Source organism: Mesoflavibacter sp. CH_XMU1404-2 (assembly GCF_037029465.1).
Taxonomy (GTDB): Bacteria; Bacteroidota; Bacteroidia; order Flavobacteriales; family Flavobacteriaceae; genus Mesoflavibacter.
The window spans coordinates 85,735-98,640 of the sequence record NZ_JAYMEM010000026.1 but is presented as its reverse complement, the minus strand read 5'-3'; the positions used below and the strand labels follow the sequence as shown (position 1 = coordinate 98,640).

Annotated in this window: 10 protein-coding genes; 5 read left to right on the top strand and 5 right to left on the bottom strand. The window is 31.4% G+C overall.

Annotated elements, in window-relative coordinates; all coding sequences use genetic code 11:
• Window positions 1-128 precede the first annotated feature (128 nt).
• Both WA327_RS08870 and WA327_RS08865 read left to right on the top strand, forming a co-directional pair.
• On the top strand, window positions 129-1,013 hold the full coding sequence (locus WA327_RS08870) for a DUF6263 family protein (RefSeq protein WP_336068789.1): 885 nt from the start codon (window positions 129-131) through the stop codon (window positions 1,011-1,013).
• Window positions 1,014-1,017: 4 nt separating this feature from the next.
• Complete coding sequence (locus WA327_RS08865) at window positions 1,018-1,596, top strand: DUF2892 domain-containing protein (RefSeq protein ID WP_336068786.1); 579 nt, start codon at window positions 1,018-1,020, stop codon at window positions 1,594-1,596.
• 4 nt (window positions 1,597-1,600) lie between these two features.
• Here the strand turns inward: WA327_RS08865 and WA327_RS08860 are convergent, their stop codons facing one another.
• The 4 genes from WA327_RS08860 to WA327_RS08845 all read right to left on the bottom strand — a co-directional run bounded on the left by WA327_RS08860 (window position 1,601) and on the right by WA327_RS08845 (window position 8,046).
• The gene (locus WA327_RS08860) at window positions 1,601-4,864 is read right to left on the bottom strand and encodes a T9SS type B sorting domain-containing protein (protein WP_336068784.1); all 3,264 of its coding nucleotides are present in this window, start codon (window positions 4,862-4,864) and stop codon (window positions 1,601-1,603) included.
• Between the two features lie 82 nt (window positions 4,865-4,946).
• Complete coding sequence (cls, locus tag WA327_RS08855; protein ID WP_336068782.1) at window positions 4,947-6,404, bottom strand: cardiolipin synthase; 1,458 nt, start codon at window positions 6,402-6,404, stop codon at window positions 4,947-4,949.
• Window positions 6,404-7,333 (bottom strand): lytic transglycosylase domain-containing protein, encoded by a 930-nt coding sequence (locus WA327_RS08850; protein ID WP_336068779.1) that lies wholly within the window; start codon window positions 7,331-7,333, stop codon window positions 6,404-6,406. Before WA327_RS08850 ends, cls begins: the two co-directional genes overlap by 1 nt.
• 47 nt (window positions 7,334-7,380) lie before the next feature.
• Window positions 7,381-8,046 carry an alpha/beta hydrolase gene (locus WA327_RS08845; RefSeq protein WP_336068776.1) on the bottom strand — a complete coding sequence of 222 codons (666 nt, stop codon included), beginning with the start codon at window positions 8,044-8,046 and terminating at the stop codon, window positions 7,381-7,383.
• A gap of 124 nt (window positions 8,047-8,170) precedes the next feature.
• On the opposite strand from WA327_RS08845, the gene WA327_RS08840 reads away from it, so the two are divergent.
• Window positions 8,171-8,467, top strand: a complete 297-nt coding sequence (locus WA327_RS08840) for an N-acetyltransferase (RefSeq protein WP_336068773.1) — start codon at window positions 8,171-8,173, stop codon at window positions 8,465-8,467.
• A 62-nt stretch (window positions 8,468-8,529) separates the two neighbouring features.
• Here the strand turns inward: WA327_RS08840 and mtaB are convergent, their stop codons facing one another.
• A complete protein-coding gene (gene mtaB / locus WA327_RS08835) occupies window positions 8,530-9,861 on the bottom strand; it encodes a tRNA (N(6)-L-threonylcarbamoyladenosine(37)-C(2))-methylthiotransferase MtaB (RefSeq protein ID WP_336068769.1) in 1,332 nt (443 codons plus the stop codon).
• A 121-nt stretch (window positions 9,862-9,982) separates the two neighbouring features.
• Between mtaB and WA327_RS08830 the strand changes: the two genes are divergently transcribed.
• Both WA327_RS08830 and WA327_RS08825 read left to right on the top strand, forming a co-directional pair.
• A complete protein-coding gene (locus WA327_RS08830) occupies window positions 9,983-11,143 on the top strand; it encodes an ABC transporter ATP-binding protein (protein ID WP_336068766.1) in 1,161 nt (386 codons plus the stop codon).
• A gap of 15 nt (window positions 11,144-11,158) precedes the next feature.
• Window positions 11,159-12,904 carry a hypothetical protein gene (locus WA327_RS08825; protein WP_336068764.1) on the top strand — a complete coding sequence of 582 codons (1,746 nt, stop codon included), beginning with the start codon at window positions 11,159-11,161 and terminating at the stop codon, window positions 12,902-12,904.
• Window positions 12,905-12,906 lie beyond the last annotated feature (2 nt).

Below are 12,906 nucleotides of genomic sequence, written 5' to 3'. Positions count from 1 at the left end.
TCTGGTTTTGAAATCTCCAAAACTGAGCGCAAATATACAAAGGGTTTTTAATTTGACAAACCTAAAATTAAAAATATTTTTCAATAAAATTTTAGTTTCTTTGCAAAAGCAAATAAAACAATGCTTTTATGTCCTTTAAAAAATTATTTTTATTAGTCCTTTTGATAGGTTTTACTAGTGTTACACAAGCACAACACTATCTTGGATATAACTTAAATGTTGGTGACACCTTAAAGATTACTCAGGTTTCTGAGCAAGAAATTGTTCAAAAAATGAATGATCAAGAACATAAAATTATTAATAATCTTGTTGGAGATTATCTGTTTCACATCAAAAAAGAGACAGATAGCTCTTATATTATTAACTTTAAGTATGATTCATTTTTTATGAAAACTACTTCTAATTTAGCAGGTCCTATTTTTGATGTTGATACAAGAAAAGAAATTAGTGAAGATGATGTAGAAGGAAAAATTTTTAAAGGGTTAACCGAAACTGCTTTAGAAATTAACATGCTAAAAACAGGAAAAATTGTAAGTTTAGTTGGTACAGAAGACTTAATTAACAACATGATTAACGACTTAGGATTAGATAGCTTTACAATGGAAGTTATGAGAGAATCTATGCGAAAAGAGTTTGGCGGAGAAAGTTTAATTGAAAGTCTTGGTCAATTTACTTACATGTATCCTGATAAAACTGTAAATATTGGCGACTCTTGGCAAAACAAATTTAAAGGAGACATGAAAGCCGATAATACTTGGCAATTAGATAGCGTAGATGAAAATTTAAATATTTCTTGCAATAGTGATATCGCTCTAACATCTCAAGAAGAAAACCTAACTATGATTCTTAAAGGAACACAGCAGTCTGAAATTACTTCAGATAAAGTTACGGGTTGGACAATAGATGCTAAAATTACATCTACAGCAAAAGGAATTTCTATTATGCAAGGCATGGAAAGTGTAGAAATCCCTACAACAATAATTTCAACAACAACATATAAACCTTTTAAATAAAAACATGTACAATAAAATTTTTAAACTAATATTAGCGGTAGGAATATTTGGAGTTGCAATCTGGCAATTTATTGATGGCGAAATAGGAAATGGTATCATGTACCTTTTACTTTCTTTAGTATTTCTGTTTTTATATTTTAAAAATGAATTTATCCTTCTAGCCTTTTTACGTCTTAGAAAACAAGATTTTGACGGTGCAAAAAAATGGCTTGATAAAATTAAAAACCCTGAGGCTGCTTTAGTAAAAAAGCAACAAGGTTATTACAACTTTTTACACGGGATAATGGTGTCTCAAGATAATGTTAATGAAGCCGAGCGCTATTTTAAAAAAGCGGTAAGCTTAGGATTGTCAATGGATCATGATATGGCTATGGCTAAATTAAACTTAGCTGGTATTGCTTTTTCTAAGCGAAGAAAACAAGAAGCTACAAAGCTACTTGCCGAAGCACAAAAACTTGACAAACAAGGTATGCTTACTGAGCAAATCAAAATGATGAAGCAAAACATGAAGCAAGCGCAAATGCCTAAGCAACATTATGGTCAAGGTGGATCTTTAAGAGCTCAAAAAAGAAGAAGCAGATAGGCGTTTATCGTTTTAACGTAAAATGTCCTTTGTAAGTCAGACCATTTGCTCTGTTTACAACAAACCAATAGTCGTTGGTTGGCATAGTATTACCATTATAAGTACCATCCCAACCAGCGTCTTGACTACCTAATTGTTTTAAAAGTTTTCCATATCTATCAAATATAAAAACTTCTAAATCTGGTTCAAGACTTGCAAATTTTATCTGCCAAAATTCATTTATATCATCACCATTTGGAGTAAAAAACTTAGGATAATTTAGCAGATAAACATCTTCATCTATAATACCACATCCATTATTATCCTTTACATATACTGCATATTCACCTGGTTGTAAATTAAAAAATGTGTTTTGTGTTTGGTAATTTATACCATCTAAAGAATACACATAATTACCAGATCCAGAAACCATAACTGCTATTGTATTATTATTTGCTGTCCAATCTGAAATTTCTATACTTTCGATAGTTGCTGGTTCTGAATTTATCACTTGATAACTCTTTGTGCTTTCGCAATAAAAATCTCCTATTTCATCAATAATAGTTACTGTATAAGTTCCGGCTTGATCTACAGTTATACTTTGTGTTGTTTCTTCTGTTGACCATAAATACGCATCAAAACCAAAATCTGCTATTAATGTTGCCGTACCATCAGGACAGATGTAAACTGTTTCTTCTTCACTTAAAACAGGTACTTGACCTACATATATTTGAAATGATGTTGTTGCATGACACAACGCTAAATTATTATGTACAACCCTTGCGTAAACCGTTTGAGGATTAGTATTATTTGTAAATTGATTTGGCAATGGATTATTACCAGAATCTGCATCTGATTGCGATAAATGATAGGTTATTGTGTAATTATTTGGGTTTTGATTTCCTAAAATTTGTTCGTTTTGAGTATCTAATTGAAATACTTCCTGCGCTACTCCATCATCTTTGCAAATTGTAAAATTATCTGGTGTGTTAGCTCTTACTAATGGTAATAGATTTTCTAGGTTAACAGTAATGTTTTCAATACTTCCGCAAGCATCTTCCACTTTGATTTCGTAAGTTCCGTTTGGTAATCCAGAGAAAATATTATTGGATCCATTATCTATTGTTATTGGTGAAATAATACTATAATTGAAAGGCGCTACACCAATAGCTTCTACTACGACGTCTGACGGATTACCGCCACTAGAACAATTTAAATTATAAACTCCTGAAATAACTAAATCTGAATATACAGTGAAATTGGCAAATTGATCTAAACAATACACGTCTGGATTTTCTGAATTTATAGATTGAAACACTTTTATCAATCTAAAATCTCCTGTTAAAAAGATATTGTAGAGTGTTTCCATGTTTTCTATTTCTATAGCAGTTGTGCTATTTGGGATATCGCCTTCTGTGTACGCTACACCGGTATTTGGATGTCCCCAAACTTCATTTTCTTCAAAGTAATATTGCAACCAATATGTTTGGTTAGTTACTGTTTGATCTAAATCATTAATAGTAACATCAAAAGAACCACAGTTTCTGGTTAATGTGTATGCAAAAGGATTACTGGTATAACTATTTATGGTAACATTAGTTGTGTAATCAAAATTACAGGTATCAGTAGATTCAAATTGATAATCACCAACGGGTAAATTATTCATAAAAAGGTTACCATTTCCATCTAATAAACTGGTCGCATCAAAAGGAATTGTTTCCGCGAAAGCGGAAGGTGCAGCAACAATAATGATTTCTGATAATTGTCCATGATTACTGCTTAGATTTAAATAACCTGTTTCTGTTTCGCAATTTGGAAGCGTTAATACATTTAATCCTTGAAACTGAAACACCGGAATATTAGCATCTAAAGTATATTCTACACCACAATTATCAACTACAGTAACAACATAATCTCCTGCAGGAAGATTGTTATCCTGAATGGTTAAAATATCTCCAACAATAAACTCGTCTGTATTAAATGGCAATGTTTCAGGAAATGATGATGGTGCGCTAATAATAGTTGCTGTAATAACTTCACGTTCAGGAATTCTAATTTCTATAATACCAGAATTAGCTGTACAACCGCTATTGCTTGTTATCACTAACGGTTCTACAACAACTTCATCAACAAAAATTGTCCCTGCTCCTACTCGGTTACAAGCATCTACCACTTCTACTGTGTACATACCTGTTGGCACTGGATTCTCCTCAAAACCAAAAATTATAGTTCCGTCATCTTGCGTAAATGGTCCTGGATAACTTTCGTTATAATCTGATGGATCAAAACCTGAAGGCGCAGATGTAAAACTTAAAGTGAAAGGTGGTAAGTAATTATTGATTGCGACGTTTAAAAATTCGCCACAAAATTCTTCTGTGGTTGTTAAGTTGACTTTTGGGTTTGGATTTACGATCTGATCAGACTCAAAAACCAATCCGCAAGAGTCTACAATTAAAACATTTACATCAAAACTATCTGCTCCAAATAATGGAATTAATTGATTGATTGTAAAATTTAAATCATCACCACTTGTAATATTTTGATTAAAAACAATTTCAGTTGAACCATCTGGCGGATAAACAGTTAAGGTTACTGACAGCGGATAGATAATCGTTGTATTTTCTGCTGCATCAATAGAAATTTCAACATTTGCTTCATCACAATTATCATAAACAATTGGCAAAGCTACTTCACCTATCTCCAAATCATTGATATCTAATAACATGGTGTAGGTTTTTGAAAGTGCGTTATCACAATCATCATAAACTCTAACAATGTAAGTACCTTGAGGCAAACCTGTAAATATGTTTGAAGTTTGTGGCGCAACAGTTTGTGGTCCAGAAATAATCTCGTAAGACACAGGATTACCAGATAAAATATTTACTGTAATTGTTCCAAACTCATCACAATTTGATGTGGTTGAATGTGAAATATCGTAATCTAAAGTTGTTGTTACATCGTTAATTGTAACTTCTTGTTGTTGCGAATTTTCATCGCTTCCAAGAGTTTGCGTGGCAACAACAATATAATTTCCTGAAGGTAAACTGTTAAAAGAAGATGTTGTGGTTTCTGCAATTGGATTTGTGCTGTCTGGCAATAAAAACAATGAATAAGTAATTGTTACTCCTGCTTCGGTATTACTTACACTCATTGCCAAAGCACCGTTACCAGAACACGTTTCGTCAGTTGTAGTTACTGTTAGATTAAAGTCTGGTAATTGAGCAAAAGCAGACCATTGAGCAAGCAAAAAGAATATAAAAAAACAGATAATCCTTTTCACTTTACACATACTTATGTTGGTTGATGTTTTAATTTCATTATTAATTTAGCTTTTTAAATATACAACTAAAAAAATTTCTTGCATTGAATGTTTATAACAACGGAGCCCAAAGTCTGCAATATGCTTCTTTTAAACGCTCTAATTTACCTCTGTTTTTCCATTGTTCATAATCCATACAAAAGGCATCTTCTAAATCGTCTAAATACATTTGCTTAGCCTTTAACGCTTGCTCTTTACTATAGATTAGCGCATTAATTTCGAAGTTAATATTAAAGCTTCTGTAGTCCATATTACAAGTTCCAATAGTGGTAAATACATCATCAATAACCATCGTTTTTGCGTGTGTAAATCCTTTTTTATACCTGTAAACACTAACATTTGCATCAAAAAGCTGCTCTAAATAAGAGTTTGTTGCGTGTTGCGCTATCCAAGAGTCTGATTTATCAGGAATCATAATCCTAACATCTACGCCACTTTTTGAAGCCACTTGCATTGCGGTAATAATTTGGTCATTTGGAATAAAGTATGGCGTTGCAATATAAACGTATTTTTCTGCGGTTACTATAGAAAAGAAAATAGCCTCCATGATATTTGCCCAATCGGTATCTGGTCCGCTTGCTGCAATTTGAATTGGGGTAATTTTCTCCACTTTATTTTTAGGGAAATACGTTTTATTTATTTCAATTTTTTTATCTGAAACAAAGTTCCAATTAGTTAAAAACTGAACTTGAAGCGTAAAAACAGCTTCACCAACAATTCTAAGATGCGTGTCTCTCCAATACTTTGTGTTTTCGGGATAATTAACGTAAGTATCTGAAATATTTATACCACCAACATAACCAATTTCGCCATCAATAATAACTATTTTTCGGTGGTCTCTGTAATTCATTTTTCCAGTAAACTTTGGAAATAATACTGGCATAAACGGATGATGCTCTATTGAAGATTGCGTAAGCCTTCTTTTCATTTTAGATGAAATTTTACTTCCTACATCATCATAACTCAATTTTACTTGTACGCCTTCATCTGCTTTTTTTAATAGTAACTCTAAAAATCTTGTGCCTATTTTATCATCCTTCAAGATGTAATATTCTACATGAATGTGCTGCGTTGCTGCTTCTAAATCTTTAAAAAGCTTTTCAAATTTATTTTCACCATTAATGATTATTTCAACATCATTATATTGTGTTAACGGCGATTTATCGTTTTTTTGAAGTAACTGAACTAGGCGTATTTGATCTTCTTCTGCTTCTTTTTCGTAATATTTTAAAGCGTTTGGTTTAATCTCTAATTTGTCTTCAATTGACTTAATTAGCTGATTATTTAAAATATCCTTTTTATTGAAAATTTTATTTTTTCTGTATTCTTGACCAAACAAATAATAAACGATAAGCCCTAAAAAAGGAAACACTAACAAAACGATAATGTATGTTAGTGTTTTTGTTGGGTTTATAGATTTAAAAAGAATAGTAACCACTGCTATTAACGCTAGAGTGTAATTAACAGCTATTGCTAGCGTCCACCAATGGTCTTTTAAAAACTCTATCATTAAGGTTGCAAGTTATAATAACCTTCTTTAGGCAATTCTATAAAGTATTGTTTTCTTGATCTGTTGTTTAAATGTGGCTCTCTTAACCAAGGATTATGCAGTTTTAAAATTTTATAGTTAATACCGAATTGCTTTGCAAAACTTGCAAAATCTGTAACAGCTGTATCTACTTCTACTAAATATGTTGGCACTTTAGAGTATAAATCTTTATCTCTAAAATTGAAACCATATTTTGATGGATTGGATAAAATTTCTTTTAAAGCTAAAATCCTGAATACATAACGACCAGTTTCTTCACCTAACAACAAATCGTAATAATCTTTTACTTGCTGATCATTTAATCGTCTTGATATACCTGCATTACCTGCATTGTAAGCTGCTGCTGCAAGGGTCCAACTACCTAAGTTTTCTTTAGCTTTTTTCAGGTAATCACAAGCAACTTCGGTTGCTTTTTCTAGATGATATCTTTCGTCTACATTATCATTAACTTCTAATCCGTGTTCACGACCTGTAGCACTCATTATTTGCCAAAAACCACTTGCTCCTGCTGGTGATTTTGCATTGGTCAAACCACTTTCTATAACTGCTAAATATTTAAAATCGTCTGGAACGCCATGTTTAGCTAAAATAGGTTCGATTATAGGAAAGTATTTTTTTGCTCTTTTAAACATTAACAAACCATTAGATTGCCAATAGGTATTTACTAAAAGCTCTCTATCCATTCGTTCTAAAATATCTGGATTTGATAATGGCACTTCTTCTCCAGCAAAATCCATATAATCCGGAACTTGTAACGCGTATACGTTATAATCGTTTATTAATTTTTTTTCAAAATTTTCATCTGTTGGCGCTTCTTGCATAGCGTTGATTGACAACGCTCCAATAGCTAATAAACCAACTGCTGCTAATGTGTTTTTAACTAACTTCATCTTCATTATTTCTTTTTCTAAATTTAAAAATTTTATTTGATTTTCAATTAATTACCTAGTATTAGTTTTGGTAAATTTTCGTTAAACCATTTGTATTTATTTATAATCATAATGTGGGTTCCTCCTTTAATTTTTGTGCAATTAGAAATGTAAGAACACGGAAACACCATATCATTATCACCATGTATATGAATAGCTTCTGGTATTGGTTGGTCTTGTTCCCAACAAATTACTTGCTCTATTGCCCAATCCAAATACGCTTTATCACTTACAGATAAGTATTTTTTGTACAATTCTACACGCTTGGTAATGGTTTCTCCAAAAGCATATTTTGCTAGTAAATCTATATTACCCATTAACTGCGTTGGTAGTAATTTGTAAGCTTTGGTTAGTTTAAGCAGCTTCATACGCTTAGGCAACTCGTGCCTTGTCTTAACGCTAGACACTACAAATAATTTTCTTACACTAATGTGCTTACTCATTTCTTGTACCAAAATACCACCAAAAGATACGCCTAAAAGTACAGGATTATCGTGTTTTACATCTTCACACATACGCTTGGCGTAATCTTGTAAACTTTCTTTTTTTAAAGGCATTTTCCAAGATAACCAATGAATTTCAAACTGATCTTCTGGCAATTTTATGTATTCAAAAATTGTAGGATTTGCCGCCATACCTGGCATTAAGTAAACTGGTATTATCTCCTGATTCATAAGCTTTTAACAACAAAAACCTGTGTTCTTGTTATAATTTTTCGTACATTTGCACTGTAAAACTAAAAAATAGTTTGGTACTATTTTTGAAACTTCCTTGATAATTAATAAAACTTTATAAATTATGATTGATGCAGCTGAGCTAGTTGACAACGATTTTTTACGTCAATTTGAACTGAAAATCGATGATCATTTTGCTAAAATTGAGTACTCTCTTCAAGAACGAAAAATCTTTTTAACTAAACTAATTGTCCCTGAAGCACTTGATAATGATGAATTTAAAACAGATTTTATTAAAACTGTTTTTGAAAACATTGAAGATCGTAACCTAAGTGTTGTACCTACAAGTCCTTATATTGCTAAATTTATTAGAAGAAATAGGCAGTATAAAAAATTATTACCTGTTGGTGTAAGAATCTAATTTAAGTTTAGATTATAACTTAAACAAAACATCCGAAGTTAATTAACTTCGGATGTTTTGTTTTATATAACTTCTGCTTTTACAAATTCAAATCTTACTAATCCGTCTGAATCTATTTTGGTTAGTTCGACTTCGTGAAGTGTATTGACTAATTCTGGATTCCAAGGTGCTTTTACCTTGACATAATTTTCTGTAAATCCATGAATGTAGCCTTCTTTATTTTCTGACTCAAAAAGCACTGTTCTTTTTGTTCCTATTTGTGACTCGTAAAACGCACGACGCTTTTTAACGCTTAATCCTCGTAACATTTTACTTCGTTTTGATCTTACTTTTTTAGGTACAACACCATCCATTGTTGCAGCTACTGTATTTTCTCTTTCAGAATAGGTAAATACGTGTAAGTAAGAAATATCTAATTCATTTAAAAAATTGTAGGTTTCTAAAAAATGCTCGTCTGTTTCACCAGGAAAACCAACAATAACATCTACACCAACGCAAGCATGAGGCATTACTGTTTTGATTTGTTCTACACGATCTACATACAATTCTCTTAAATAACGACGTCTCATTTTTTTAAGCATATCGTTACTTCCGCTTTGTAACGGAATATGAAAATGCGGCACAAACGTTTTACTTTGAGCTACAAAATCTATGGTTTCATTTTTAAGCAAGTTAGGCTCTATTGAAGAGATGCGTAAACGCTCTATGCCTTCAACTTCATCTAAAGCTTGTACTAATTCATAAAACGTGTGCTCGTGTTTTTTATTACCAAATTCGCCTTTACCGTAATCTCCAATATTTACACCTGTTAAGACAATTTCTTTGATGTTTCTTTCTGAAATTTCTTTAGCATTTTTAAGTACATTTTCTAATGTATCACTTCGTGAAATACCACGAGCTAAAGGAATTGTGCAATACGTACATTTGTAATCACAACCATCTTGCACCTTTAAAAAAGCACGTGTTCTGTCTCCTATAGAATAACTTCCTACATAAAAATCGGCTTCTTCAATTTCACAAGAATGAACTTCGCCAAAATCGTTTTTTGACAAATCGTTTAGGTAATCTGTGATTTTAAATTTTTCGGTAGCACCAAGCACTAAATCGACACCATTTACATCTGCTAACTCTTGTGGTTTTAGCTGCGCATAACAACCAACAGCAGCTATAAAAGCTTCTGGATTTGCCTTTTGCGCTTGCTTAACTATGGTTTTAAAACGTTTGTCTGCATTTTCGGTTACAGAACAGGTGTTTATCACATAAATATCTGCTTCATCATTAAAATCTACACGCTCAAAACCTTCGTCTTTAAAAGAACGTGCAATGGTTGATGTTTCAGAAAAATTAAGTTTACAACCTAAAGTATAAAAGCCAACTTTCTTTTTGTTATTCAATGCAATTAGTGTTTAATGCTAAGTAAGTTTTGTTATATTTACCTAGTGCTATTAAAATTTGTGGCTGCAAAAATACGTAATTTTTCCTGCTATAAAAAGCGTTTAAACCTTTAAAATCAATATGTCTACATTAGAAAAAAGACTACAAGAAGTCTATCACTTTTTTGAAAATAAAGATACTGTTTTAGGCTACAGAAAACTTATGGATTGCGCTATTGACACGCAAAATCTAGAAATTTACAACCAAATTATTGAAGTTACCGATTGGAAATCTAAACATCAAGATAACGAAACCGAGTTTATAAATAAATGTTTGAAGGTTTTAGAGGACATTTCTAAAATCCCTATTGAAGTTTATAACGACTTTAAACCTATTGTTACAGCAACAAACGTCACTAAAAGTTACGGGTCAAATAATTTTAGTTTAGGACCTATTAGCCTGTCTATAAAAAAAGGAAATGTGTATGGTTTAGTTGGCGAAAACGGAAATGGAAAAACAACGCTTTTACGTGTACTAGCTAAAGAGTTAAAGCATACTTCTGGTAGCTTAAACTATGATTTTGACACCAAAGTAAATGCCGATTTTGAACTAAGATCTAAATTAGTTTACATACCACAACGCACTCAAAAATGGTACGGAAGTCTTAAAGACAACTTAAAATTTGTACTATCTAATTACGGCATAAGTCCTGAAGAAAATGAAACCAGAGTTTTAATGATGATTTGCAGACTTGGACTTTGGGATTACAAACATTTAAAATGGAGCGAATTATCTTCTGGTTACAAAATGCGTTTTGAACTTGCCAGAACTTTATTGCGTCAACCAGAATTACTACTACTTGATGAGCCTTTAGCAAACCTAGATGTTTTAGCACAACAAGTTATTTTAGAAGATTTAAAGTCTATTTGCAACTCTTTAAATCATCCTATTGCTCTGATTTTAAGTTCTCAACAATTATATGAAGTTGAAAAAGTTTCGGATAAGGTTATTTATTTGAAAAACGGAAAATATACCGATAATAATACCTCTGAAACTGAAGAAACCGCAGTAAAACACCAACTAATCATAGAAATTGATTGTCAATGCGAACGCGAGAAACTTCAGCAAATTTTTAACCCATTACAACTTGAAAAGTTAGTATTTAATGGCGGGATTTATGTAGCGTATTTTGAAGCTTCAACGCAATTCTATCAAGTTTTAGAAGCCTTAGGTAATCATCAAATTGATGTAACCTATACCAGAAACATTACTAAGTCTACCAGACGTTTTTTTGTATCCTAATCTCTATCATTCAAAATGAAACAGTTCATTTCTAAAATAAATAAGTATTTAATTGAACATCATCCAACATTATGGAATACCAAAGTAATTTGGATGTTAGGTGCTTCAATAATCATTCATATTCTATTCTTTTTATTTGGTTTAATCACTTTAACCAATCCAGAAAGTTTACAAGATCGAGGTGCCGAAAATATCTTTTTTGAAAACGGTACTATTTTCTTCAGCATGATGATTTCTGTTGTCATGCTAGTACTTTGGCTAGTATTTATGTTTAAGAATAATGCGTTTAAAAATTACTATCCTACAAGTGCTTTTAAGTTATTTAAGCAGTTTGTATTGTACTTTATTATTATATTTTTTTCGACTACATTTTACTTCTCGTATAATTTTGGCTTAAAAACTTATATCGTTAATAAATATCCTGATAGTATTACAAAAAATGAAGTCTTAACCGCTAATAAAGCTAGTGTGTTTTTATCTCATTCTTTAGAAAGTTACACCGTAGATAGGCTGGTTTACCCTAAACCTTTTGACTCTTTACATTGCGTGACTGAGTACGTGAAAATAAATTTAGATAAACCGCATCTTGATTTATTAGGTGAAAAATATCAATTCTACAATTTAAAATATGTGACGTATCCTGATGGAGATGAATTAAATCGTTACAACATAAAAGGCTATGTGTACTACAAACATAATGACGACAATACAACCACTTACACTTTTAAAGATAGCGTTGTAGATGTTTCTGCTTATTTAAAATCGGCTAAACCTAGTTACTACAACTATTCAAAAATATTTTACAGCTATGGTAAAGACGATGTAGACTACCTTTACTCTAGTTACGACTATGATCCTTCAGTTAACAGATATGGAAATATTTCTAAAAAACAATTAATACAAAAAGGGAATTTTGATTTATTAAATAGAAATAATCCTGATGAAATAAAACAGCTATTAAACGACTTCTTACTACTAGCAAAAAAGTATAAAATAAAAACCAATTTAGATACAGATAGTTGGTTTAAAATGGTTTATAATCCAACAAATTTTGAAGTAAAGCATCTTATTCTAGATAGAGAACCTTATTATGATGAAAGTTATATTTCTACCTCAGAACGTTCTGATTTTGAAATATATCAAGACAAAATAATGACCAAAAAGTTTATAGATTCTCAAGAATTAGAAATTGTTTTTGAAAACTTAGATGATATAAAAAACAAAACCATAATCGATGCTAGTATACATGCTTTTATTTGGATTGCTTTTGCTATTGCTTTGCTAATTTTCTGTTTTAGAGTTACAAGCCTAAGATCGGTATTATTTACTATAGTTGGCGGTATTTTACTTACCATTTTTGTATCATTAGTTGCTGCAGCTGTAAGTTTTACATCAAGAAGCGGAGGAATTGATTTTGAATATTTCATGATGTATTTCATACTATTTATTTCAACAATTATACTCGTCATTGGATTATTTGGAGTCACTAAATTAAAAAAGCTAGTAGGTAGTATTTTTATCAATCTAACATTATCCGGCTTTGTAGCTTACGTACTGTTAATAATGGCAATTATTACATCGCACCAAAGTGATGCGTGTCGCTTAAATTATCCCGATTATTTAGATCAAAAAGAACATTGCTTTGTCCTTCTAAGAGACTTAGGTTTATGGTCAAGTTTAATTTTATTTGTTGCAGGGATTATTTTTACTTATCTATATTGCAACATCATTTTAAAATGGAGAGCGACACCAGAACATTAAAA

Coding starts and splice junctions, on each gene's coding strand:
- WA327_RS08870 (WP_336068789.1), top strand. CDS start 129: ATGTCCTTTAAAAAATTATTTTTATTAGTCCTTTTGATAGGTTTTACT.
- WA327_RS08865 (WP_336068786.1), top strand. CDS start 1,018: ATGTACAATAAAATTTTTAAACTAATATTAGCGGTAGGAATATTTGGA.
- WA327_RS08860 (WP_336068784.1), bottom strand. CDS start 4,864: ATGTGTAAAGTGAAAAGGATTATCTGTTTTTTTATATTCTTTTTGCTT.
- cls (WP_336068782.1), bottom strand. CDS start 6,404: ATGATAGAGTTTTTAAAAGACCATTGGTGGACGCTAGCAATAGCTGTT.
- WA327_RS08850 (WP_336068779.1), bottom strand. CDS start 7,333: ATGAAGTTAGTTAAAAACACATTAGCAGCAGTTGGTTTATTAGCTATT.
- WA327_RS08845 (WP_336068776.1), bottom strand. CDS start 8,046: ATGAATCAGGAGATAATACCAGTTTACTTAATGCCAGGTATGGCGGCA.
- WA327_RS08840 (WP_336068773.1), top strand. CDS start 8,171: ATGATTGATGCAGCTGAGCTAGTTGACAACGATTTTTTACGTCAATTT.
- WA327_RS08830 (WP_336068766.1), top strand. CDS start 9,983: ATGTCTACATTAGAAAAAAGACTACAAGAAGTCTATCACTTTTTTGAA.
- WA327_RS08825 (WP_336068764.1), top strand. CDS start 11,159: ATGAAACAGTTCATTTCTAAAATAAATAAGTATTTAATTGAACATCAT.